The organism is Mesorhizobium sp. M0514, assembly GCF_040321145.1.
Lineage (GTDB): Bacteria > Pseudomonadota > Alphaproteobacteria > Rhizobiales > Rhizobiaceae > Mesorhizobium.
In genome coordinates, this window is record NZ_JAMYQZ010000014.1 from 57,888 (window position 1) to 82,205 (window position 24,318).

General features: G+C 62.5%; 22 protein-coding genes and 1 pseudogene. 15 read left to right on the forward strand and 8 right to left on the reverse strand.

Going from position 1 to position 24,318, the window contains the following annotated elements; all coding sequences use genetic code 11:
• Positions 1 to 3 precede the first annotated feature (3 nt).
• Positions 4 to 1,152 (reverse strand): Gfo/Idh/MocA family protein, encoded by a 1,149-nt coding sequence (locus NKI61_RS08725; RefSeq protein WP_023754006.1) that lies wholly within the window; start codon positions 1,150 to 1,152, stop codon positions 4 to 6.
• Positions 1,153 to 1,407: 255 nt separating this feature from the next.
• On the reverse strand, positions 1,408 to 2,169 hold the full coding sequence (locus NKI61_RS08730; protein ID WP_023682641.1) for a DeoR/GlpR family DNA-binding transcription regulator: 762 nt from the start codon (positions 2,167 to 2,169) through the stop codon (positions 1,408 to 1,410).
• A 162-nt stretch (positions 2,170 to 2,331) separates the two neighbouring features.
• Between NKI61_RS08730 and NKI61_RS08735 the strand changes: the two genes are divergently transcribed.
• The 9 genes from NKI61_RS08735 to NKI61_RS08775 all read left to right on the forward strand — a co-directional run bounded on the left by NKI61_RS08735 (position 2,332) and on the right by NKI61_RS08775 (position 11,187).
• Positions 2,332 to 3,132, forward strand: coding sequence for a beta/alpha barrel domain-containing protein (locus NKI61_RS08735; protein ID WP_023692211.1), 801 nt, complete (start codon positions 2,332 to 2,334; stop codon positions 3,130 to 3,132).
• A gap of 3 nt (positions 3,133 to 3,135) precedes the next feature.
• Complete coding sequence (locus NKI61_RS08740) at positions 3,136 to 4,086, forward strand: PfkB family carbohydrate kinase (RefSeq protein ID WP_023724285.1); 951 nt, start codon at positions 3,136 to 3,138, stop codon at positions 4,084 to 4,086.
• Positions 4,087 to 4,175: 89 nt separating this feature from the next.
• The gene (locus NKI61_RS08745) at positions 4,176 to 5,321 is read left to right on the forward strand and encodes an ABC transporter ATP-binding protein (protein WP_023686996.1); all 1,146 of its coding nucleotides are present in this window, start codon (positions 4,176 to 4,178) and stop codon (positions 5,319 to 5,321) included.
• Between the two features lie 115 nt (positions 5,322 to 5,436).
• Positions 5,437 to 6,684, forward strand: a complete 1,248-nt coding sequence (locus NKI61_RS08750) for an ABC transporter substrate-binding protein (protein ID WP_023804404.1) — start codon at positions 5,437 to 5,439, stop codon at positions 6,682 to 6,684.
• A 140-nt stretch (positions 6,685 to 6,824) separates the two neighbouring features.
• Complete coding sequence (locus tag NKI61_RS08755) at positions 6,825 to 7,721, forward strand: carbohydrate ABC transporter permease (protein WP_023682645.1); 897 nt, start codon at positions 6,825 to 6,827, stop codon at positions 7,719 to 7,721.
• A gap of 4 nt (positions 7,722 to 7,725) precedes the next feature.
• Entirely contained in the window at positions 7,726 to 8,568 is an 843-nt protein-coding gene (locus tag NKI61_RS08760; protein WP_023682646.1) for a carbohydrate ABC transporter permease, read from the forward strand.
• Between the two features lie 39 nt (positions 8,569 to 8,607).
• Positions 8,608 to 9,429, forward strand: coding sequence for a sugar phosphate isomerase/epimerase family protein (locus tag NKI61_RS08765; RefSeq protein WP_352839190.1), 822 nt, complete (start codon positions 8,608 to 8,610; stop codon positions 9,427 to 9,429).
• Positions 9,430 to 9,433: 4 nt separating this feature from the next.
• Entirely contained in the window at positions 9,434 to 10,159 is a 726-nt protein-coding gene (locus NKI61_RS08770) for a ribulose-phosphate 3-epimerase (RefSeq protein WP_352839191.1), read from the forward strand.
• Complete coding sequence (locus NKI61_RS08775) at positions 10,159 to 11,187, forward strand: ROK family protein (RefSeq protein WP_352839192.1); 1,029 nt, start codon at positions 10,159 to 10,161, stop codon at positions 11,185 to 11,187. Before NKI61_RS08770 ends, NKI61_RS08775 begins: the two co-directional genes overlap by 1 nt.
• A gap of 45 nt (positions 11,188 to 11,232) precedes the next feature.
• On the opposite strand, the pseudogene frp reads toward NKI61_RS08775, so the two are convergent.
• From frp to NKI61_RS08790, 3 genes and pseudogenes are all read right to left on the reverse strand, one after another.
• A pseudogene (gene frp / locus NKI61_RS08780) lies at positions 11,233 to 11,538 on the reverse strand (fluorescence recovery protein); the annotation flags it as partial.
• 105 nt (positions 11,539 to 11,643) lie between these two features.
• Positions 11,644 to 11,919, reverse strand: a complete 276-nt coding sequence (locus NKI61_RS08785; protein WP_023732219.1) for a hypothetical protein — start codon at positions 11,917 to 11,919, stop codon at positions 11,644 to 11,646.
• A 96-nt stretch (positions 11,920 to 12,015) separates the two neighbouring features.
• Positions 12,016 to 12,927 carry a LysR substrate-binding domain-containing protein gene (locus NKI61_RS08790; protein ID WP_352839193.1) on the reverse strand — a complete coding sequence of 304 codons (912 nt, stop codon included), beginning with the start codon at positions 12,925 to 12,927 and terminating at the stop codon, positions 12,016 to 12,018.
• A gap of 102 nt (positions 12,928 to 13,029) precedes the next feature.
• Here NKI61_RS08790 and NKI61_RS08795 point away from each other — a divergent pair, with 102 nt between their 5' ends.
• From NKI61_RS08795 to NKI61_RS08805, 3 genes are all read left to right on the forward strand, one after another.
• On the forward strand, positions 13,030 to 13,668 hold the full coding sequence (locus NKI61_RS08795) for a DsbA family protein (RefSeq protein ID WP_352839194.1): 639 nt from the start codon (positions 13,030 to 13,032) through the stop codon (positions 13,666 to 13,668).
• Positions 13,669 to 13,720: 52 nt separating this feature from the next.
• Entirely contained in the window at positions 13,721 to 14,329 is a 609-nt protein-coding gene (locus tag NKI61_RS08800) for an NAD(P)-dependent oxidoreductase (protein ID WP_352839195.1), read from the forward strand.
• A gap of 163 nt (positions 14,330 to 14,492) precedes the next feature.
• A complete protein-coding gene (locus tag NKI61_RS08805; protein ID WP_023740595.1) occupies positions 14,493 to 15,224 on the forward strand; it encodes an SDR family oxidoreductase in 732 nt (243 codons plus the stop codon).
• On the opposite strand, the gene NKI61_RS08810 is transcribed toward NKI61_RS08805, so the two are convergent.
• Positions 15,175 to 16,107 carry a LysR family transcriptional regulator gene (locus NKI61_RS08810; protein WP_352839196.1) on the reverse strand — a complete coding sequence of 311 codons (933 nt, stop codon included), beginning with the start codon at positions 16,105 to 16,107 and terminating at the stop codon, positions 15,175 to 15,177. The two genes, NKI61_RS08805 and NKI61_RS08810, sit on opposite strands and share 50 nt — an antisense overlap.
• A gap of 265 nt (positions 16,108 to 16,372) precedes the next feature.
• Here NKI61_RS08810 and NKI61_RS08815 point away from each other — a divergent pair, with 265 nt between their 5' ends.
• A complete protein-coding gene (locus NKI61_RS08815; RefSeq protein WP_352839197.1) occupies positions 16,373 to 17,281 on the forward strand; it encodes a dihydrodipicolinate synthase family protein in 909 nt (302 codons plus the stop codon).
• Between the two features lie 168 nt (positions 17,282 to 17,449).
• Here NKI61_RS08815 and NKI61_RS08820 read toward each other — a convergent pair whose 3' ends face one another.
• Positions 17,450 to 19,051 carry a S1 family peptidase gene (locus NKI61_RS08820; protein WP_023740593.1) on the reverse strand — a complete coding sequence of 534 codons (1,602 nt, stop codon included), beginning with the start codon at positions 19,049 to 19,051 and terminating at the stop codon, positions 17,450 to 17,452.
• A gap of 832 nt (positions 19,052 to 19,883) precedes the next feature.
• Complete coding sequence (locus NKI61_RS08825) at positions 19,884 to 20,216, reverse strand: toll/interleukin-1 receptor domain-containing protein (RefSeq protein ID WP_023740592.1); 333 nt, start codon at positions 20,214 to 20,216, stop codon at positions 19,884 to 19,886.
• Positions 20,217 to 20,571: 355 nt separating this feature from the next.
• Here NKI61_RS08825 and NKI61_RS08830 point away from each other — a divergent pair, with 355 nt between their 5' ends.
• A complete protein-coding gene (locus NKI61_RS08830) occupies positions 20,572 to 22,428 on the forward strand; it encodes an ABC transporter ATP-binding protein (RefSeq protein WP_502899879.1) in 1,857 nt (618 codons plus the stop codon).
• Entirely contained in the window at positions 22,428 to 24,314 is a 1,887-nt protein-coding gene (locus NKI61_RS08835; RefSeq protein WP_352839199.1) for an ABC transporter ATP-binding protein, read from the forward strand. Before NKI61_RS08830 ends, NKI61_RS08835 begins: the two co-directional genes overlap by 1 nt.
• Positions 24,315 to 24,318: the final 4 nt, after the last annotated feature.

The following is a 24,318-nucleotide window of genomic DNA, read 5'->3' on the forward strand; positions in this document are numbered from 1 at the left end:
CCGTCAGGCAAGCAGGGTTGCGGCTTCGTCTTCGCCAAGCAGCGGCGGCTGGTCGACCGTGCCGTTGACGGCAACCGAGCCACGGCTTTCGCCCGAAGCCAGGATCGCCTCCATGATCTCAAGCACATGCAGCGCCAGCTCACCGGAGGCGCGCGGCTTTCTGCCCGTGGCCAGCGCGCGCGCCAGATCGGCGACGCCGAGCATGCGGTAATTGGCGCGGTCGGGCGCCGCATAGGGCCAGTTGCGGGCGCCGTAGAGTTCGCTCTCGCTGGCGAAATCGGCCCAGTCGGCGCCACGTTCCGACAGCGAGACCGTGCCGCCGAACGTGTCGGGATCGGGCAGCCTGAGCGAGCCTTCGGTCCCGTGCAGTTCGATCGGATGGTTGGAGTGTTTGAACACATCCCATGAGGCGCCGAAGGTGACGGTGGCGCCCGAGCGGAATTCGAGCAGCGACATTATGTTGGTCGGCGTGCCGACCTTGAATGTCGTGTTCTTGAACGGCCCGTCGGCCGTGATCAGCCTCTCCTCCTGGCCGCGCGTCGCCATCGCCATGACGCGCTCGACCGGCCCGAGCAGATTGACCAGCACGGTCAGGTAATAGGGACCCATGTCGAACACCGGACCGCCGCCGGGCTGATAATAGAATTGCGGATTGGGATGCCAATGCTCCATGCCGCGCCCCATCATGAAAGCGGTGCCGGTCACCGGCTTGCCGATGGCGCCGGCATCCATCAGCCGGCGCGCGCGGCGGCCGGCTGCACCCAGGAATGTGTCCGGCGCCGAGCCGATCAGCAGGCCGCGCTTGGCCGCCTCGGCGACAAGCCGGCGGCCGTCGGCGGCAGAGGTTGCCAGCGGCTTTTCGGTGAAGACATGCTTGCCCGCCGAGAGCGCTGACAACGAAATGTCGAAATGCGCCGCCGGGATGGTCAGGTTCAGCACGAGGTCGATGTCGGGGTCGGCGAGCAGCGTGTCGACGCCAATCGCTCGGATGCCGTATTCGCTGGCGCGCAGCTCGGCCATGTCAGCGGAAATGTCGGCGCAGGCGCGTAGCTCGACACCACCGAAGAGAGCTGCATTGCGCAGATAGGTCATCGAGATGTTGCCGCAGCCGATGACACCGATGCCGAGCTTTGTCTCTGACTTTCCGTGCATTTCCAGCTTTCCTCCGAAGCCAAGGGCATGCTGCACGAACCGTTGCAGTTCCCACGCCCCCCCGCAATCCGCTATACAGGATTTTAAATGTTGACGCGCGTAAGATTTTTATAGAGCTTATGATAATTCTGGCGCGCATTGGGAGGCCGCCAGCGCGAGGAGGAGAACATGACCGGCATGAAAAACGGCCGACGGCCGCTGCGAAGCCCGTGGGTCATGCGCGTCTTCCGTCGCGCATCAGAGACCGGGACGGCTTCAGGCATAGATCACCTTGGCCCCGACCCTATCAAGCTCACCGCGTATTGGACCGGGCAGGCCATCGTCGGTGATCACCACATCGACGGCCGACAGCGAAAATGCCTTGGACGTCCCGCTGACGCCCCATTTGCTCGAATCGGCGAGCAAGACAACGCGCCGGGCCATGCGAACGAGGTTTCGCTTCGTCCGCGCCATGTCTTCGTTCACGTCGACCACATCCAGTGACGAGTCTATCGCATGCGCCCCAACAAAGACCTGGTGCGCTACCAGGCCGCCGAGAGCCGTATCGGCATCGGTGATCAGCGTGCTCACCGTGTCGGGATAGACCCGGCCGCCGATCATATGAACGTCGAGCCCGGGACGATGCATAAGATGCTGCACGATATTCATGGCCGTGGCCGCGACCACGACATTGCTGAGCGGCGGTAACTGCATGGCAAGCTGCATCAAGGTCGAGCCACCGTCGAAGATGACCGATTGGTTGTCCTCGAACAGGTCCAGCGCCGCCCGGGCGATGCGCTTCTTTGCGTCGAGGTTCGTTTGCATCCGGCGGGCGAACGCGGCCGTCGTCGAATCGGTAGTCCGGGTCACCGCTCCTCCACGGGTCTTGGTCAGCAGTCCCTTGCGGTCCAGTATTTCGAGGTCGGAGCGCACCGTGACCTCCGACACGCCAAACCCGTCCGACAGGTCCTTGATGCGAACCTGTCCGCTGCGTTGCACCTCGCCCAGGATCGATTGGCGTCTCTGCTCCGACAACATTGCCCGGCCCTTGCCTGCCTGCGCCGAGCAATCGCGCCGGCCTCGGCTCACCTTACCGGAAATATGCAGATTCGAAAGCTTTCGAAAGATTGTTTTTCTTTTTTCTTTCGGAAACACTGGATCGAGCATTTTTAAATCAACCGATCAGGGAATTTTGGACTCATGAGCCTAGGAACCAAGGTGCGCCTCGCGCGCCTCTTCTCGCATCCATCGGGGAACCTTTTTGGCGGCGCGGTCGACCACTTCGTCGGCTATGGCGACGTGCGCAAAGGCGGCCTTGCCGACCTGCCGGGTGCGCTCGCACGCGTCATGGCGGGCAAACCCGACTACGTCAGCATCCAGCCTGGCACCGCGCGCCATCTGTGGCCGCAATATGCGGGCAAAGCTTCCCTGGTGATTCAGGCGGGCTGCTTCACCGCGGACGATCGCATCAGCGAGTTGATCGCAACGCCCGAGGACGCGGTGCGCGCGGGGGCCGATGCGTTGGCCGTGGCCATTCCGGTGCGCGGCGCGACGGAGGGCAAATACATACGCTGGCTGACCGATTCGGTGAATGCGGCGGCCCGCTACGGCATGCCTGTGGTGGCGCATATCTACCCTCGCGATTTCACCGACGGAGCAAAGATCGTCTTCACCCCCGACGAGATCGCCTATGCGGCGCGCATCGGCTACGAGTCCGGCGTCGACGTGATCAAGATCGGCTACACCGGGGATTTCGAGTCGTTCCGGGAGACCGTCCGGACCTGCCCGGTGCCGGTTGTCATCGCGGGCGGTCCAAAGACCGATACGCTGCTCGGCGCGCTTCAGCAGACGGCGGATGCCATCCGTGCCGGCGCGCGCGGCGCCGTGGTCGGCCGCAATCTCTGGGGGCACGGCGATCCGGAGAAGGCAGCGCTTGCCTTTCGCGGCGTCATCCATGACGGCCTTTCGGCGCAAGACGCCCTGGCGAAGGCGGGTGCCTGAACGATGCCCACCATCCCCTCGATCCTCGGCTTCGGCGCTATTGCGATCGACGACATCGTCTACGTCGATCAGCCATTGTCGGCGGGCAAGGGTAAGGTTCTGCAAAGTACCCGCGCCTTCGGGGGAAATGTCGCGACGGCGCTGGCCGCCGTCGCGCGGCTCGGCGGAACCGCCGGGTTCGTCGGATGGCTGGCCAGTGCCTCGGACGACGCGGTGCAGCTCGATCTCGTGGCGAGCGGTATTGAAACCGCATTCGCGCCGCGCCATCCCGACGCGCGCCCGGTGCACTCGCGGATCACCGTCGGCTCGGACGGGGAAAGGTTCATCGCGTATGACGACGATGCGATGCTGGGCACCGCTCCGGACTTTCCGGACGATATCCTCAGCCGCGCGACCGTCCTGATCGTCGATAGCTATGCGACCGGGTCGCTGGATGTCGTGGCTCGGGCTCGCGATCTCGGCCTTGCGATCCTGGGCGACATCGAATGGAGCAGCGGTCCCGCCACGGAACGGCTGATCGCGCTCTGCGACCATCTCATTCTTCCACTTAGCTTTGCACGGACTGCCACGGGGCGCCGATCGCCTGCCGAGATGCTCGATGCCTTGTGGTTGCCATCGCGATCCGCCGTGGTTCTGACCGATGGAGGCAGGGGTGTGTACTATCGCGGCCGTGAAGAGACAGGTCTCTGGCACCTGCCCCCGCACCGGGTTGCGGTCGTCGACTCCACGGGCGCGGGTGACTGCTTTCATGGCGCCTATGCCCATGCGTTGACGCGCGGAGCCGACACCGCGGGCCGGATCGCATTCGCGGCCGCGGCGGCGGCCGTTTCGATAACGGGGCGTGGCGGGCGCGAGGCGCTTCCGACCGAGGACCAGGTCACGCAACTCCTGGCATCGGCGAACGCGCCGTCAGCAGTCGACCTGAAAAATGCGCATGTGGATGCTGGAGTATGACCTGAAACGATCCGACGAAACATTTCGCAGGCGAACACAAGCCCAGGAGAATCATAAAAATCAGGGCTTATACTTGTGGAGGCAGGAATATGGCAGAAGTCATTCTTGAGAAGATCTGCAAAACCTACGGGAACAGTTTTCGCGCAATCGACCAGTTGAACCTGTCGGTCAAGGACGGCGAGTTCTTGATCCTCGTCGGGCCTTCCGGCTGCGGCAAATCCACGGCGTTGCGAATGATCGCGGGGTTGGAAGACATCACCAGCGGCAGCCTTCGGATCGGCGGGGTCGACGTCGTCGACATGCCGCCCAAGGACCGCGACATCGCGATGGTGTTCCAGAGCTACGCGCTCTACCCGCATATGACGGTATCCGAAAACATCGCCTTTTCGATGCGGCTGGCAGGCAAGCCGAAGGCCGAGCGCAAGAAGCGCGTGGACGAGATCGCCAAAACTCTTCAGCTGACGTCTTTGCTGGACAGCAAACCCGCGAACCTGTCAGGCGGGCAGCGTCAACGGGTTGCCATGGGCCGCGCCATGGTGCGCGAGCCGGCCGCCTTTCTCATGGACGAGCCGCTTTCCAATCTGGATGCGAAACTGCGTGTGCAAATGCGCGCCGAAATCACCAGCCTGCAAAAGCAGCTCGGCGTCACGACCATTTACGTGACCCACGATCAGATCGAAGCGATGACGATGGGCGACAGAGTCGCGGTGTTGAAAGGCGGTGTGCTGCAGCAGGTCGACACACCCAAGAGGCTCTATGAATCGCCGGTTAACGCCTTCGTTGCCGGCTTCATCGGCTCTCCTTCGATGAACCTTTTCGAGGCGACCCTGAAGGGCGGCGAGCTCGCTTTTCGCGACTTCGCCGTCCGGCTGCAGGATGCAGCCTTCGTGCGCAGGCCGGCCTTGAGGTCGTATGCGGGGCGCAAGGTCGTGTTCGGGATCAGACCGGAGGATCTTTATGACAGCAGCCTTGAATCCGGTCGCAAGTATCAGACGATACCGGCCAGGGTGACCTCGATCGAGGAACTCGGCTCCGAACAGATCGTCCACATGAACATCGACGCGGTCCGGGTGGACTCCGGCGATCCGGATGCGGTGGACGATTTCGGCCTGGCGTCGAACGCGGTGGCGAGGTTCGAGCCGATCAGCGCCGTCCGCTCCGGCTCGGAAATCCGGTTGGCCGTGGATGATGCCAAGTTCCATTTCTTCGATCCCGAAACGCATCTGGCGATCTGAAGATCTGCGGAAGACCGCGGGCGGGAGCGAGGTGCCTGCGGAAGATACAAGAAGGCTTCTGAATGAACAGACGATCGTCCGCATTGTGCGGCCGACCTTGAAGAAGGAGGAGAAAATGATGTTTCGGATACGACCCGCGATGCTGAAAATAGCCGCGGCCGCATGGTTGCTTGGTGCAACCGGCGCCATGGCGGACACGACGCTGGAATTCACCCAATGGTGGGAGCCCGAATTGCCGGGCGGCTCGCTCAGGGCAATCATGAACGACTTCGAGGCTGCAAACCCCGGCATCAAGGTGACGCTGGTCAGCGGTCCCTATGCGACCACGCGAGACCAGATCTCGGTCGGCGCCGCAACCGGAACGCTTAGCGACGTCGTCGGTCTCGACGGCGCCTGGGTGAACAATCTGAACGCGCAGGGTGCGCTGGCCGACATGAACCCGATGATGGATGCGAGCGGGTTCGACAAGACCCAGGTCGCGGATATCATCAAGGTGGACGGCAAGGCGGTGATGTTTCCCGTGGCTTCGTTCGTCTATCCGGTCTTCGTCAATCTGGACCTCGCCGCCCAGGCAGGCGTCACCAAGCTGCCGTCGACCCGCGCGGAGTTTCTCGAAGCCGCCAAGAAGATGACCCACGCCGACAAGAACCAGTATGGCTGGGTGCTGCCCTTGTCGCTGCAAACGCCGTCCGGTGTCCAGAACGACCTGATGTCGTGGGTCTGGGCCTCGGGCCAATCGATGATGGTTGAAGGCAAGCCGGCTCTCGAGGGCAAGCCGGTCGTCGATATGCTCACTTTCGTCAAATCGCTGAACGACGCCGGCGTCATCTCGCCCGGCATTGCCACCAAGACCGAGCAGGAGAAGGTCGAGGAATTCGTCAACGATCGGGTCGGAATGATGATCGACTCGCTTGCGCATGTGAACCTCATCCGCAAACGCAATCCCAAGCTGAACTTCGACCTCATCCCGGTCCCGGTCGTGGCGGACTACAGCGGCAAGCGCGGCCTTCCCTACGCCTCCTGGGGCATCGGCATCTCCGCCGCCTCGAAACATCAGGATGAAGCCTGGAAGCTCGTCCAATATCTGATGAGCGAGAAGGTGAATGCCAAGCTCGTGTCGCTTGCAAATGCCTTCCCGGGCAACGTCAACGCCAAGCCCGATTTCGTGACCTCGGACAAGGCTTTCGCCAAGGCTTTCGAAATCTTCAAGACCGGCTATCTCGCCAACGAGTTCACGGGCCTGCCGGTGGCTGAAGACCTGATGACCCAGTTCGACGTGGAGGCTCAGAAGATGCTTGCCGGCGAGCAGTCTCCGGAACAAGCCGCAACCAACGCTCAAAAGGGCTGGACGGCGAAATTCTGAGCGGCCCATTGCTCGTTTGCTATCTTCCACCGGGTGGCCCGGCCTCGGCCAGGCCACCCGTCAACAACGGATCGGCAATTTGAGATGGACCTGTTTTTGAAGCGCACCTTCCTCTTGAAGGCACATCCCAGGGGTCGCACATGACCGGGCAGAAGCGCTCCCACCATCGACTGAAACGAGCGGTCGCACCCTATCTCTATCTATCACCCTCGCTCCTCATAATCGGCCTTTTGATGCTGCTGCCAATGGTGACGGTGATTGGCTATTCGTTCCAGAACAGCGCGGTGCTGCGTCGCGACCCGTCCTTTGCCGGATTGAAACACTACCAGGCGATCTTTGCCGATCCGGTGTTCTGGGCCTCGCTGTGGCACACACTCTACTTCACCTGCATGAGCGTCGTCTTCCATATGACCATCGGCATGCTCTTCGCACTCATGCTGAACAGCGACCGCATCAATCCGACTCTGCGCAACATTCTGCGCGTGCTGTACATACTGCCCTGGCTGTTCACCGCGGTGATTATCGCGGTGATCTGGCGCCTTCTGCTCGAGCCGAATGGTGTCGTGAACAGTGTTCTCATGCAGATGGGCATCATCGGTTCCAAGGTCGAGTGGTTTTCCTCGCCCGCGACCGCGCTGCACGCCGTCACCTTCGCCAACATCTGGGCGGGCTACCCGCTTTTCATGGTCAGCCTGCTCGCAGGCTTGCAGGGCATTCCCAAGGATTTCTACGAGGCCGCCGATATCGACGGCGCGAAGGCCTACCAGAAGCTGATCTTCATCACCATCCCGCAGCTGATGCCGATCATCATCAGCATCTCGCTGCTCGACTTCATCTGGACCATGCAGGTCTTTCCATTGATCTGGATAACGACGGGTGGCGGTCCGATCTACTCGACCGAGGTCCTCAGCACCTACACGTACAAGCTGGCGTTTTCGAGCTACAACCTGTCGCAGGCCTCGGCGAGCGCCGTGGTCATCCTGCTGATCTCTCTCGGCCTGACGCTGTTCTACATCCGTTATCAAAAGGCTCGGTAGTCACATGAGGAAAAGGCACACGCCGAAAGACAGGCTGATCACCGCCGCGCTCCATGTCGCGCTTGCCGCAGGGCTCTTTTTCGCGGCCTTCCCGATCTACTGGATGCTGAGCAGCTCGTTCAAGTCGAACACCGAAATCTTTGCCCTGCCGCCAACCATCCTGCCGAAGGCCTTCACGCTGGAAGCGTATGCGGCCATCCTTGGCGACCCGGTAAAGCTGCGCTTCTTCTTCAACAGCTACTTCGTGGCCGGAGCAGTGACCGTGCTGACGGTGCTGATCGCCTTGCTGGCGGCCTATGGGTTCAGCCGTTTCAATTTCCGCGGCAAGGGCAGCCTCAACACGCTCATCATCAGCACGCAGACGATCCCGCCGATCACGCTTTTGATCCCCTTCTTCGGGCTTGTCGTCTCGTATGGCATCTTCGACACCTATGTCGCGCTGATCCTGACCTATCTGGTGTTTACGCTGCCCTATGCGATCCTGCTGATGACGGGATATCTGAACACCTTGCCCCGCGACCTCGATGAAGCGGTGGCTGTCGACGGCGGCACCAGTTGGACCGCACTGTGGCGGGTGATCGTCCCGATTTCACTGCCTGGTATCGTGGCGACGTCGGTCTACACCTTCCTGTTGTGCTGGAACGAATTTCTCTTTGCGCTGACACTGACGAAGTCGACATCCATGCGCACCGTCCCGATCGGCATCCAGTTGTTGATGGGGCAACACGCCTTCGAATGGAACCAGATGATGGCGATGAGCGTGCTCGGCTCGCTGCCGCTCCTGGTCATCTACCTGGTCGCCCAGAGGTTCTTCCTCGCCGGCATGACCGCAGGGTCGGTCAAGTAGGATGTCCCTCCAACGGAGGTGGAATCAAGGAATGAAAGGATGACCGTGAAAGACCTGAAAGTCGGCTGCCAGACCTTTACCTGGGAAATGCTGGGCGACCGTTTTGCCGGCGGCCCGGACGATCTGCTCAAGGCGATCGCCAATGGCGGCTATGCCGGCATCGAGATTACCGACACGATGATCGGCCGCTATGCCGAAAAGCCGGCGGAGTTCGCGGCCGCGCTGAAATCATCCGGACTGACGCTCGTCTCCTTCGCCTTCGGCTCGAAGAGCGGTTTCACGCTCAGGGATGAGATCGGCGCCGACCTCGAGACCGCCAAACGCTGGATCGACTTCGCCGCCGCCTTTCCCGGCGCGCTGGTGTCGATGGGCTCGTCCACGATCGTTTCCGACGGGCCGCGCGACGGCAAGTTTGCCATCGCCGCCGAGGTCTACAACAAAGCCGGCGAGCTCGGGCGCGAGGCCGGCGTCCAGGTCGCGGTGCATCCAAGCTCGCATCACAATACGCTGCTGTTCGACCGCGCCGACTACGACCGCATCTTCGGGCTGCTCGACGCCTCGCTGGTGGGCTGGGTGCCCGACACCGGCCACATCTTGCGCGGTGGCCAGGACATGGCGGATACGCTCACCACTTATCGCGACCGCATCCGCTATTTGCATCTGAAGGATGTCGACGCGTATGGAACCTGGGCGATGCTCGGCAAGGGCGTCTGTGACACGGCGAAGGTGATCGAGATCGCTGGTGCTGCACCCAATTTCAACGGCTGGCTGGTGCTGGAGGAAGAATCCGAAACGGCTGCCGCCGACCCTGCCGGCGCCGTCAAAACCAACCGCCAGACAATGCGCGGCTACGGAGCCTGAGACGATGACGACGAACAAGCCCCTGTCCGGCCCCGCCGCAATTGCCGCTCTGCCGCGCAACCGGCTTATCGGCGAGTTTTCGCTGTGGTCGGCCGACCTCGCCAATATGGAGCGCGATTTGAAGCGCATCGAGACCCATGTCGATGTTCATCATATCGACGTCGCCGACGCCCGATTCACCCCTGGCTTTCTGTTCTTCCCGGACCTGGTGGCGCGCATCGCCAAGCTCACCGCAAAGCCTATCCATGTCCATTTGATGGTCGAAGCCGAGATCGTCGAGGAACAGACGCGCCAGTTCATCGAGGCCGGCGCCGACCTGATCAGTGTGCACGCCGAAAACGGCGAGACCGGTCTGCGCGCCGTGAAAGTGGCGCGTGAACTCGGGGCCGAGGCCGGCGTGGTGCTGCGGCTGGAAACACCGGTCGCGGCCGTCACGCCCTTCCTGCCGGAAGTGGCGTTTATGACGCTGCTCGGCACTTCCATCGGCGTCAAGGGCCAGAGCCTGTCGGAGCAGGCGTGTCCGCGCCTGATCGAGGCCCGCGCGCTGATGCGCAAAGCCGGCCGCGAGGCCGACATCGTGCTCGCCGCCGATGGCGGCATCCGCCACGAGACCGTGCCCTTACTGCGCGCCGCAGGTGCGGAGACCGTGGTGCTGGGCTCGCTGGCCTTCGGCGATTCCGACCTTGCCCGGCGCATGGCCTGGCTGCACGGGCTGGAGGTCGCCGCCTGATGACCAAGCTTGCGCTGGCCTTCGATCTCGGCGGCACGGCGCTGCGCGGTGCGCTGGTCGAAAGCGATGGCCGCATCGTCGCTCATGCTTCAGCGCCGACGCTTGCCGGTGCGGGATCGGAGGCGGTGATCGGCCAGATCGTCGCTCTGGCAGGCACGCTGCTTAGGGAACACCCGCAGGCAAACGTCGCCGGCATCGGCGTCGGCGCGCCGGGACCGCTCGACCCCAAGGCGGGCATCGTGATCGCGCCGCCGACGCTGGCCGGCTGGCACGACGTGCCGCTGATCGACATTCTGGGGCAGCATTTCGGCCTGCCGGTGCGGCTGGAAAACGACGCCAATGCGGCGGCGCTCGGCGAATGGCGTTTTGGCGCCGGACGCGGCAGCGGATCGCTGGTGTTCGTGACCGTATCGACCGGCATTGGCGGCGGCGTTGTCGCCGATGGCCACATCTATCACGGCAGGCGCGGACTGGCGGCTGAGATCGGCCACATGACCATCACCGGCGAAGGCGACCGCTGCTTCTGCGGCGCCGTCGGCTGCTTCGAGGCTGTCGCATCGGGAACCGCGCTTGGCCGCCGCGCGACGCGATTGACCGCGCCCGGCGACGGCTCGCTCTTACGACGGCTGTCAAATGACGGCGACGTCTCGGCTAGGCATGTCGTAGAGGCTGCCAAGGCCGGCGACGCCAACGCTCTTGACCTGATCGAGGCGGAAGCACAATGGCTGGGCATCGGCTTCACCAATCTCTTGCATCTCTATTCGCCCGATCTGATTGTCGTGGGTGGCGGCCTTTCCAACGGGTTCGACCTTCTGGTACCGTCGATCAGAGCGGTCATCCAGCAGCGGGCGATGCCGGCCTATCGCGACGTGCCGGTCGTGCAGGCTGAACTCGGCGACCGCGCCGGGCTGATCGGCGCCGCCAGCCTGATCCTGTGGGAAGGCGAACCGGGTGCGCCGCTGGCGATGGCGCAGGACGACAAGGACAGAGGCGCGACCGCCGATGCCAGGGAGGCAAGCCACGGTTGAGCTCAAACTGCGCGGCGCGCAGCGCCAGGTCCCCGAAGAGGACCCCTACCCTTCGCGATTCCAGCTGGCGTATTTTCGGATCGTTTGCCGCTTGTCTTCCGACAAGCCAACAAGGAGATTCTCCTCGAGATAGCCTTGCCGGATGAGATTGACGAAGACCTGTATTAGCTGTGAATAGCGATAGTCGAACATCTGGTCGATCTTCCGTCGCTGCTGCCGCAGAAAGTCTTCGACGTCCCACATTTCGGAAGGCGTTGCCGCAACGTGGGCCCTGCTCTTGAGTTCAGCCAGCGTCTTGTCGAGCGCCACCTTCAGCGCTGCGTAATAGGCTCTGCGAGCGGCCTTCCTTTCGGACGGAGACCATTACTCACCAGCGGTCATCGACTGTCTCTATCGTGTTCGCGGCGGCCGTCATCCGGTAACCCTGGGACGCAGGACCCCGCCTTTGGGACCAATCTACTTTCCGCAATGGTGATCGTTGACCTTGTTCAGCGCATTCGCGTCCGGCCCGACCCGGTCGTAAGAGCACGGGCCGGCCGCCGTGGTGATCAGCATTTTGTCATAGTAGCGCGGGCCGCCGAACAGGGCGTAGATGAGGTCGCGATGGGCGGGGACGTAGCGTTCGGGTTCTGGCTGACGATGGCGATGCTTGTCCTTGGCGACACCCGCTGTGGACAGGCTGCAGCCGACAGCGAGAGCGAGCATGCAGGTCGCAAAGATCTTGGTGGTCATCGGCAGTACCCCTTCTGACGGTTCGGAATCGCAGCATATCCAAAAGCGCCTGCCGAACAAAGGTTCCCTCGCCGCCATTGCCGGCTGGTGCCGAAATCAGCCCGCATTGCGCGCGCGCCGCCGTTCGGCTGCAACCAGGAGGTCGACGAAAGCACGCACCTTGGCCGGCCTGAAGCGCGCCGGCGGGAAGACGGCATGGATGCCACCGGACGGCAAGGTCCAGTCCGCGAACACCCGCACCAGCCGGCCGCGCGCAATGTCGTCGGCGACACTGTAATCCGGAAAGATGCCGAGGCCGATGCCGGCCAGCACGCAGGACAGAACGCCCGGTGTCTTGTCGCAACTGACGACAGGGTTGAGTTCGGCCAGCACCGTTTCCGTGCCCCTCGAGAACAGCCATTGGCCCACCCCGCGCAACTGGGCGTTGCCGACCCAGGGCAGCGACTTCGCCTGCCTGGGGCTGGTTTCCCCAGGCAGCCTGGCGGCCAGTTCCGGGCTGGCGACGACGAATTGCTGCAGGCTGCCCAGCCGCCGCGCCAGATTGCTGGAATCGGCAAGCCAGCCGACGCGGATGCCAAGATCGATCTGCTCGTCGACCAGGTTGCTGACCGCATCGTCGAAGATCGTCTCGACCCGCATTTTCGGGTATTTTCTGATGTAGGCGGCGATGGTCGGCGCCACCACCTTCTCGCCATAATCGAGCGGCGCCGTCAGCCGCAGCGTCCCCGTCGGCTGCGCCGCTCGCTGCGAAATGTCGCCATAGGCTGCCTCCGCCTCGCGCAGGATGATCGCGGTCCGGTCATAGAACAGACGACCCTCTTCGGTCGCCGTCACGCGCCGGGTCGTGCGCCGCAACAGCGTAGCGCCAAGCTCTTCTTCGAGCTTGCCGACCTGATGGCTGACCACAGCCTTGGCAACATCGAGACGGTCGGCAGCGGCCGTGAACGAGCCGGTCTCCACCACGGTGGCGAAGTAGACGAGCCGATTGAGATTGAGGAGTTCGGTCACAGGCGGCTCATTGTATGATTTGATCAGACAGATTGTATGATTGATCGCTATTTTTCGCAACCGGTCCAGCTGTCATCTATCGGGGAACAGAACGAGGCCGCCATGACCAACGCAACCCTAACCTATCTTTTCGACCCGCTCTGCGGCTGGTGCTATGGCGCCACGCCGATGCTGGATCGACTGGCCGCCGGCGGGACCGCGCTCCAACTGCTGCCGGTGGGGCTTTTCTCCGGTGCCGGCGCGCGGCCGCTGGATGCAGATTTTGCCGCCCACGCCTGGGACAATGACCAGCGCATCGCGCGGCTGAGCGGACAGCGCTTCAGCCAGGCCTATCTCGACAATGTGCTCAATGTCAGCGGCACCTTGCTCGATTCTTCCGCTGCCACCATGGGCATCAGCGCCGCCGGACTAGACGACTGGCGCCAGCGACTTGCGGCACTGAAGGCGATCCAGCATGCCCGCTATGTCGACGGCCGCGATATTGTGACGGTTGACGGCGTCGCCGCGGTACTGGCCGACGCCGGCATGAGCGACGCGGCAAAGCTTTTGAAAGCGCCGACGCAGGCGTTTCTGGCGAAGCATGACGACCTGGTCAGCCGCGGGCGGACATTGTTCCAGCGGCTGCATGCCAATGGCGTTCCCGCGCTGGCGGTGATCGGCCAAACGGCGCCGCGCCTGATCGGCGCCAACGCGCTGTTCGGCAGCTACGACAATCTCGTCGCTCACATCGAGGCGGCGTAGTCCCAGAAATTCTCCCCAGACGAAATTCTCCCCAGACGAAAGGAAAATCCCCATGAAAATCGCACTTATCGGCGCGTCCGGCCAGGTCGGCTCGCGCCTGCTTAAGGAACTCTCCGATCGCGGTCACAGCGTCACCGCCATTGCCCGGCATCCAGACAAGATCGCGGCACTTCCGGGCGTGACTGCCAAGAAGGGCGACGTCTTCGACAAGGATGGCCTTGCCGCCCTGATCAAGGGTCATGACGCGGTGATCTCCTCGGTGCATTTCCTCGACAGCGATCCCGATACGCTCATCGCATCCGTGCGTGCTTCCGGCGTCAAACGCTACCTCGTCGTCGGCGGCGCCGGCAGCCTTGAGGTTGCGCCCGGCAAGCGCCTGGTCGACACGCCGACCTTCCCTGATATCTATAAGGCCGAGGCGCAGAAGGGCGCCGACTTCCTCGACACGCTGCGGACGGTCGACGATCTCGACTGGACCTTGCTGTCGCCTTCGGCGCTGTTCGTCGCCGGCGAGCGGACCGGCAAATACCGCATCGGCAAGGACACGCTGCTGACGTCAGACAAAGGCAGCAGCATTTCCTTCGAGGACTATGCCATCGTCATGGCCGACGAGATCGAAAAGCCGGCGCATATCAAGCAGCGCTTTACGGTCGGCTACTGAGCGCACTTCATTGACAGGCGGGCACTCGACGGAGCGGCCCGCGTCGGTTCCTATCGACGATTGTGCCATCGGAGCCTCCGATGGCACTATCGCTTTCTTCCGTTTCCACTCCTGCCGCCGGTCTGCGACTCTCGCCGGAGCGGTTCAGGACAGGAACGGAAACATGGCAGACATCGCAAAATCGAAAATCGCTATCATTGGCGGCAGCTCCGGAATGGGGCTGGCGGTGGCAAGGCGGTGCCTGGACTCAGGCGCCGAAGTCATCATCGTCAGCCGCAGTGAAGCCAGGCTCAAGCGTGCCGGCGAGGCGCTGCAGAACCCTTCCGCTTTGAGCGCCGTCGCGGCCGATATCGCCAGGGAGGATCAGGTCGCTGACCTGTTCAAGCGAATTGGCCGGCTCGACCATATCGTCAGCACCGCCGCCGACATCGAAGGCGCCTATGAGCTATTGCCTTCACTCGACCTGAAGGCGGCGCAGCGGGTCGTCGAAAGCAAATTCTACGGGCCGCTGCTGCTCGCCAAGCATGGCGCGCCGCAGCTTTCGGCCAACGGCTCCATCACCTTCACCTCAGGCATTGCCGCCTACCGGCCGGCGGCGCGCGGCTCGGTCGTTGCCGCTGTCAACGCTGCGCTGGAAGGGTTGGTGCGGGCGCTGGCGGTCGAGCTGGCGCCGGTCCGTGTCAACGCCGTCTCGCCGGGCTGGGTCGACACGCCGATCTGGAGTTTTGTGGCCGGCGACAAGAAGGACGAGACGCTCGATGCAATGGCCAGGCGCCTGCCGGTCGGCCGCGTCGGACAGCCGGACGACATTGCCGATGCCATCGCCTTTCTGATGGGCAACGGTTTTACGACAGGGACGGTTCTGCATGTCGAGGGCGGTCACCGGCTGATCTGAGCGCAGCGAAATTCCTGGCCGCGGCCGCCAGCAGCAGTTTCAGCGCCGGCGGCTGAACCCGCCGGCGGCGCCAGATCAGGACCAGCGACGCCGTGCGGGCCGACCCCGGCCACGGCAATTCGACGATCTCGCCGCGATCGAGCGCGTCGGCAACGGCCAGCCGCGGCACCAGGCCCATGCCGACACCAGTCGCCACCAGGCCCGCAATGGCGCCGATGCTGCCGACTTCGGCGGCAAGTTCTGGCGCTGCCATCTCGGCAAAGGCAGTGTCGAACAGATGCCGGTAGACGCATCCGGTTTCCGTCACCACGAAACGCATCACGGCGAGCGCGGCCAGGTCGCTCTGCCCCGATGCGGGCGCATGTTCGGGTGAGGCGACAAGGACCAGCGGCTCGGCCGATATCGTGCGCCGGGCCAGACGTTCGTCCAGACCGCCTTTGTCGAAACAGAAGGCGACGTCGATCTCGCCTTCTTCGAGCTGCCGCAGCAGGGCATCGCTGCCGGCGATTTTGAGCCGCAGACCGATCTCCGGGTGGTCGCCTCGAAAGGCCGCCAGCCATTGCGGAAGTTTGACAGTGGCAATCGTCTCCAGCGCGCCGACCGTAACCGTTCCGGCGGTCATTCCCGTCGTTGCCTCGACGGCAATACGCGCCTCCTCCGCCAGTTGCAGAATCTCTTCCGCATAGGGTTTCAGCGCGCCGCCGGCCGTCGTCAGATCGAGGCCGTGGCGCGAGCGGATGAAGAGGACGATACCAAGTTCGCTTTCCAGCGACTGGATCTGGTCGCTGACGCTCGACTGCGCCAGATGAACCTCCCGCGCTGCGCGGGTGATGTTGCGGTGCCGCGCCACGGCGAGGAAGGTCTTGAGCAATCGTGGGTGCATGCCGTTTCCGGATCTGGTCTCAGTCCGATATTTCGGGCTTGGCCGGTCCATTTGCAACCCTGGTCCATTTGCAACCCCGGTCCATTTGCAACCCATTGACGCCGGCGTCATCTGGTTGCGGCAGACCAAGGGGCCAGAATTTCGCGGCAATGACCCGCAAGTTTTCCCACGGCCGGCGCGGTGGCCCAAGAGATCGCCTCTGGCAGATCGCATCGCACGTATGCTCTATGCCAAGCTGATTTCCAGCACCGATGGAAGGACCGACATGCCCCGCCCGCAAGGAACCATCGCCCCGATCCTGACGCCGTTCGAGAACGATGGCCGCATTGCCCGTGACCTGTGGATCTCACATGCTAAATGGGTGCTGGGCCAGGGCGCCCATTTGCTGTCGCCGTTCGGCACCACGGGCGAGGCACTGTCGCTCTCGCTCGACGAGCGCATGCAGGCGCTGGAATGGCTGGTTGCATCAGGCATTTCGCCGGGGCGCATGATGCCCGGCACCGGCGTCACCGCACTGCCCGAAACCGTCGAACTGTCGAAGCACGCGGTCGGCCTCGGCTGCGCCGCCGTGATGGTGCTGCCATCGTTCTTCTACACGGCCGCCGGGGACGATGGCCAGGCGCGCTACTACAGCGAGCTGATCGAAAGGGTGGCCAACCCGGCGCTGAAGATGATCCTCTACCACATCCCGCAGAACTCCGGCGTGCCGGTAAGCCCTGCCCTGACCGCCCGGTTGAGCGCGGCGTTTCCAGAGACGGTCGTCGCCTACAAGGATAGCGCCGGCGACTGGAACAACACGGCGGCGGTGATTGCCGCCGCACCCGACGTCGCGGTGTTCCCCAGCTCGGAGGCGCAACTGACCAAGGGGCTCGCCAGTGGTGCTGCGGGCTGTATCTCCGCGACCGTCAATCTCAACGCTGGGGCCATCCGCGCCCTCTACGACGCGACGATCGCTGGCCAAGACGTCACGGAAGCGGACGCCGCGATCAGGGCGTTCCGCAAGGTGATCCAGGATGCCGGCCTGATCCCGGCAATGAAGGCCGTGCTGGCGGTGCGCTCCGGCGACAAACGCTGGCTCAACCTGCGCGCGCCGCATGAGAATGCGACGCTGGAAAGCGGCAAGGCGCTGCTCACGGCGCTCGGTCCCGCAGCCGATCATATTGGCCGCAACTGAGGCTCAGCACAGCGTCGAACCGCCACCGAGCGCCACGACAGCCAACGTCCGTCCCGATTTCGTGAAGTAACGTGCCGAGTGAAGCCCGGATTGTCTCCTCACAATGGAGCCGCTTTGTTCTACACAAACCGAGGCAGGATTCGCGCAACGGCATGACAACCGGATCGCTTATCCCAGGCCAGCTTTGAAAGCCCGGCAGATCGATCCCATGGAGATGCCTTCATTGGCAGAATAAACCCCCGCCTTGCCGTCCAGCGGCGAGGCGTTCTCGACATATTTGTGATGGATGCCCACGACTTTCCAATTGCGATTGAACACCGGGCTGCCTGAGCTGCCATTGTCGGTCGGCGATCGATAGTGCATGCGCTGCGGCTTTGCTTCCGCCAGAGGCTCGAACGCCACAAGCCGGCCGTCGAGGAACGAAAAAGAAATTTCCTGCCCCAACGGATGGCCAATAACCACCGCGGTTGGATCGGGCGGCATCACCAACGGCAAATCCACCACTTCCAAAGGATCGATGTCGGATACGTCTTTGTTGAGCTTCAACACGCTGCAATCGTGAGTTCCTACGGAAAGACACTTCACAATCTTCGCCACCGTGTAAACCTTGTTGCCGGGCTGAAGCTGGAACGTGACCTGAACATCTCCCGGCAATGCGGCCCCGCTCTGCGATGGATCGCTGACCACGTGAGCGTTGGTTATCACGACCTGCCCGATTGCGGGGTCGAGCCCAATGTCGGCCGCGGAGAGGAGGAAGCCCGTGCCAAGGGGGGCAAAGCCGGAACGAATCATCGCGATCGATTCAGCCGACTTCATCGCAAATCGTAGCGCCACGAGTGAGACCGGGGGCGTTGTGCCGATCAGGGCCTGAAGCTGGTCGGCATTGCCTTTCGTCAAATGGAAGCCTCCCCCCATCTCCACGAGAGCGTCCAGAACGAGGCCTCCGATTATGGCGCCTTCCTCGATCTCGCCAATGCGCCATATTTGCGAAAGCTGCCGATGCGCGCTGGCAAGGGTAAAATTGTCGGTGCGCTCGGACCCGATCGCCTTTTGATACCAATCACGCGCCCCTGCATAGTCCTGAAGCGCTACGCACATCTCGCCTGCCGCTGTGGGGATCCACGGGTCATCCTTGCCGTCGCCGCGATAGTCAGCTGCCATGCGTTTCAGAATATCTTTGGCAAGCTCGGTCTTCGAGCCGAAATCATGGGGCAGCTCGTGGCTTTCAGCGAGATGTGCCACGGCAACGATCTGCGTCCCGTGCCATGCCAGCATTCCGACATCGTCGGGATTGGTTTCCAATCCTTTCGAGTAGCACTCGTAGGAGCTCTTTAATGCTCTCTTTGCTACATTGAGGCGCTTTTGTCCTATCGCCTCATAGGCAATGTCCTTCCATGCCCTCCCGCGTATGCCGTGAATCTCCGACGCTTCCTTGGCGAACTCCTCGGCCGAGGCCTCCAAAGCAAGATTTCCCAGAATGCCGATTGCGGCCACCTGATTGCCGCGGTCGACCAGGGCTTGCGCATAGATGGTCCAGATACGCGGCGTGCAGTAACCGGCCTTGATGAACGTCTCACCCAGCATCTGTATCTGGTCGTACCTGCGGTTGCGCCGAAGTTCTTTCATCAGCGCCGCGCCAAGCGCCCCCGCGCTGTCCGAAGGCTCCGGCAGGGCCATCCCCAGCCGCTCGCAGAGTTCTCGCAGTTCCCTCAGATCATACCTGCGATTGGCCGAAATTGCCTGTTCGATGAGTTCCTTGTAGTCGTCCATTGTCTTGTTCCCCGTCCCTACGGCTCTCTTGCCTGTGTCATTCGGTCCGCCGCCGGCCCGTAAGCCGCAATGAAATCATAGGGGCTGCGAGATATCCCTCGATCTGAAGCAGCGCAGTACGTCTCCTGCCGGCACTGCGCTTGCTCGCAGCTGGTTCGCGGCAACACGGCTTCCGGAGAAATCGTCCCGGGTTAAGTTGAGGGGTATGTCATGGACCATATCCTTGCCTCCATTCTGGTGGGTAGTCGCTACATACGGGAGATCCACTTGCGCCAGGGCCCGAAGCATAGGTGTACCAAAGTCGGCTACCTATAGTGGATGAAAGTCGACTTCCAATTTTCTTTCTATCGCAGTCTTTTAAGCGGCTGCATAATGGAAAGCTGGAATCCGATGGAAGGCTCAACACCGACAATATCCGACCATGGCCAGAGACGTTTTTGACGAATTTCCATCAGTGTCCATTGCCGGCGCGAATGAAACTGAAGCTTCTCTGTCTGGCGTTACATCATCTATGGCTACGGCCCAAACAGCAAACCATGCTCTATAGGGAAAATAGATATATCTAGCTCACTTGCCCGAGACTGAAAAACTATACTTCCGATTTCTACATCATTACTTTCATCTACGCTCGGAAAGTATGCGTCAACTAATTCAACTCCCTTAACAACGTGAGCGCACGTTACAATAACAATCCCCGAACCATAGCCCTCAATGACATCAGAGCCTTTCATTATAAAACCCGTTCCAACCTCCCGAACACCTCCGTTGGCACGCCGGATTACTACCGACCGAGATCGGTCGGAGGCAATTTTATACCAATTCTCATTGCCTGCTAAAAATCCTTCAGCTTGGGCGGCAGCGAGGCGATCGACACCTTGTCATCGATAATGACGCCGAACATCGGCTTGTCGAGCTTGTGGGCGAGCATCAACTCCTTCTCGCACCATTCAGACTCCAACCATGCCGCGCTGACCAGGAACAGCACCGCCTGGCAGCGATTGGCCGCCTCGTGCAGTGCGCGCTGCCAGCGCTGGCCGGCGACAATGCCGCGCTCCGGGTCCAGATCGAGAAAATAGCCGTCCCAGCCATTGGAAATCAGCCAGTCGCGTATGGCACGCGCCTCGGCATTGTTGCGGCTCGAATGGCTGATGAAAATGCGTGACACGTTATCGCCCCCCAGCGACAATAAATACTGACACACATCGTCATGCGGGGAAAGTATACGAAGAAGAAATAGCGAAGAGATCGAGGAAAATTGAAGGACTGCTATCAACCACCTGAGAGTCGCGAGTAGAGCATGGAGCAGCCAAACGTGCGATCAGCCTGGTGAAGGCATGACTACCCCACAGGCAAATCCAGCTGGGCCGATGCCGAGTATTCACTTTCATTTCAGGCACAGTGCGATACCGCCATTGGCCCTTGAACGGTCAAAATGGAGGCGTACCATCGCGGCATCTGAAACTGAGTCTTCTTCATTCGTCTGGGCTAATGTCCGGACCGGATTGGATATTTCCTTGGCAATGGACGCAACCAGCGGCGCGGCGAAGCGCGGCAAATCGTTTGCCCATGTGGCGGAGGCGTCTTGGGGCAAGGGCCTCAGCACGCTGCTGCGCATCGTGCGCATGACGCTGCGCCATCCCTGGCAGGTTGCGATCACCATCGCCTCGACCTTTATCGCCGCGACGCTGCAGCTGTTCATCCCGCGCCTGCTGGGCCACGCCATCGACCAGGCGCAAGGCGTGATGGCTGGAGGCGGCGGCGCGGCGGCTGAGCAGGCGCTGTGGACGACGGCGATCACCTTGCTCGTCGTCAGCATCCTGCGCGGCCTCTTCACCATGGCGCAGAATTATTATGGCGAGGCCGTTGGCCACCGCACCGGCTATGAGCTGCGCCTGGCTTTCTACGAAAAGATCCAGCGGCTGAGCTTTTCCTTCCATGACCGGGTGCATACCGGCGACCTGATTACGCTTGGCCTGCTCGACCTCGACGGCGTGCGCATGTTCTTTTCCACCGGCATATTGCGCGTGGTGCTGCTCGGCGTGCTGATCGGCGTCGGCTCCTATCTCCTGATCAGCACCGATCTCGAGCTCGGGCTGCTCAGTCTGAGTTTCGTGCCGTTCGTCGCCTGGCGCTCCTCGGTCACACAGCTCAGGCTGCGCAGCACCTGGCTGACGCTGCAGGAGCGGCTGTCAGTGCTGAGCCGGGTGATGGACGAGAACCTCGGCGGAATCCGCGTCGTGCGCGCCTTTGCGGCGCAGCGGCATGAGCTGGAAAAATTCGACCGCGCCAAGAAGTCGGCGCTGGAGCTTGCCGACCAGCGCGTCGACATCCGCGTCTCCAACACCAGCGCCATGAATTTTTCCTTCCTGGCTGCCATGGGCCTGGTGCTGTGGTTCGGTGGCCAGAAGGTGATCGCGGGCCAGATCAGCGTCGGCACGCTGGCCCAATTCCTCACCTTCATGACCATCCTGCAGATGCCGGTGCGCCAGCTCGGGCTGATGGTCAACTCGTTCGCCCGCGCCTCGACCTGCGGCACAAGGCTGTTCGAGCTGCTCGACGCCGAACTCGACATTCAGGATGCGCCTGATGCCAAGGATCTCGTGGTCAGCGAAGGCGTGCTGCGCTTCGACAATGTCGGCTTCCGCTACGCGGGCGCCGGCGGCCGGCCGGCGCTGTCGGGCATTTCCTTCGAGGCCAGGTCCGGCGAGACCGTCGGCATTGTCGGCCCGCCGGGCAGCGGCAAGTCGACCATCGCGCATCTGATCCCGCGCTTCTACGACGTGACGTCGGGCGCGATCACGATTGACGGGCAAGATATCCGCGAGGTCACGCTGCAATCGCTGCGCAAGGCGGTCGGCGTCGTGCAGCAGGACGCCTTCCTGTTCACCACCTCGATCGAAAACAACATCGCCTATGGCAATCCGTGGGCGCGCGAGACCCGCATCGGGCAGGCGGCTGAATACGCCCAGCTGCACAATTACATCATCGGGCTTCCGGCCGGCTACACCACGGTCGTGGGCGAGCGCGGGTCATCGCTTTCCGGCGGCCAGCGGCAGCGCCTGACCATCGCCCGCACCCTGATGCTGCGGCCTTCGGTGCTGGTCTTCGACGATTCCACCGCGGCTGTCGACGCCGGCACCGAGCAGCGAATCCGCACCGCGATGAAGCGCTTCGCCAAGGACCGCGTGACGCTGATCATCTCGCACCGGCTGAGCTCGCTGATGCATGCCGACCAGATCCTGTTCGTCGAGAATGGCCGCATCGCCGAGCGCGGCACGCACCAGGAATTGTTGGCGCTGGGTGGACGCTACCGCGCGCTTTACGACCTGCAGCTGCGGCCGGACGACGATTTTCCGGTGGCGGTGGGAGCCGCATGATGTCGACACAGAACGACGACCAGAAGGAAGACACCAGCCGGCGGCCCACCAGGGCCGTCGTCGGTTCGCACCGCGACGAGGAAGAGGTCTTCGGCAAGGTCTACGATCCGCGTATCGTGCGCCGCATCTGGAGCTTCGTGAAACCGTATCAGGGCCGGATCTTCATCTCGGTTGCCGCCGTGCTGGTGTTCACGCTGACGCAATTGGCGATCCCGCTGGTCATCCGTTACGCCATCGACCACGGCATGGCCGCTGGCAAGGCCGACCGCTCGGTGATGAACTGGGCGATCGGCGCCTTCGCTCTGATCATCCTGATCAACTATGGCGCCAGCTATGTCCAGGAAAGTGTCGTCGGCAAGGTGGCCGAGAATGTGCTGTCGGATTTGCGCCGCGCCATGTTCAGCCATCTGCAGCGCGTCTCGCTGAGCTTCATGGACAAGACCGAGGTGGGCCGGCTGATGTCGCGTCTGCAGGGCGACGTCAATTCGATGCAGGAATTCCTTGAGACGTCGGTGATGTCGGTGGGCGACATCGTGCTTCTGTTCGGCATCGTCAGCGTGCTTTTGTGGCTCGATTTTCGTCTCGGCCTGTTGACGCTGTCGACCATGCCGGTGCTGTTCGTCGTGCGCCTGTTCTGGTTGCCGCGCGCCAAGGTCGCTTTCATGGCCGCGCACGAGACCAACTCGATTGCCAATGGGGCGCTGGCGGAAGGCATCCATGGCGTGCGCACGGTGCAGAGTCTCGAACGCCAGCACGTCAATTTCGACCTCTATGACGAGAAGGTGCTGGCCAATCTCAGGGCTCACCTGACCTCGGCCAAATATGCGCAGGTGATGGTGCCGATCGTCGACACGCTGACCGGCATTGCGATGGCGACGGTCATCGTCGTCGGCGGTTCGATGGTGCTGTCGCACAGCCTCGACATCGGCGTCATGGTGGCGTTCCTGTTCTACATCCAGCGCTTCTTCGACCCGATCCGCTCGCTCACCATGCAGTACAGTGTCATGCAGCGCGCCATGGCGTCGGGCCAACGCATCTCCGAAGTGCTGGACGTGCCGGTCGACGTTAGCGACAAACAAGGCGCGGTGGCGCTGACGCGCGACATGGACGGTTCGGTCGAGTTCAGGAACGTCACCTTCGGCTACCGGCAGAACCAGCCGGTGCTGAAAAACATCTCCTTCCGCGTCAATCCGGGCGAGACGGTTGCGCTTGTCGGCCCCACCGGTTCGGGCAAGTCGAGCTGCATGGCGCTGGTGCACCGCTTCTATGATGTCTGGTCGGGCGAGGTGCGGGTCGGCGGCCACGACGTGCGCGACGTGACGCAGGATTCGCTCGGCGACCAGGTGGCGATGGTGTTGCAGGAGCCATTCCTGTTTTCCGGCACGGTGCTGGAGAACATCCGCTACCACAAGACATCGGCTACCCGCGAAGAGGTTGTGCGCGCCGCGCAGGCCGTCGGCGCGCACGACTTCATCGAGCATTTGCCCGATGGCTACGACACCGAGCTCGAACAGCGCGGCGGCAATCTGTCCCTCGGCCAGCGCCAGCTGATCAGCTTTGCACGCGCACTGGTGGCGGATGCGAAAATCCTGGTGCTGGACGAGGCGACGGCGAGCATCGATTCCTACACCGAGATGCTGATCCAGAAGGCACTGGTCACGCTGCTGGAAGGCCGCACCGGGCTGGTCATCGCGCACCGGCTGGCGACCATACGCGGCGCCAACCGCATCATCGTCTTACAGAACGGCGAGATCGTCGAGAGCGGAAATCACGAGCAGCTGATGGCGGCCAAGGGCCTCTATGCCAGACTCTACAACATGAACTACGCATCGTTCGACGATATTGCCGAGGAAGACATAGGCGCGCCGGCCGGCAAGGCGACGTGAGCTG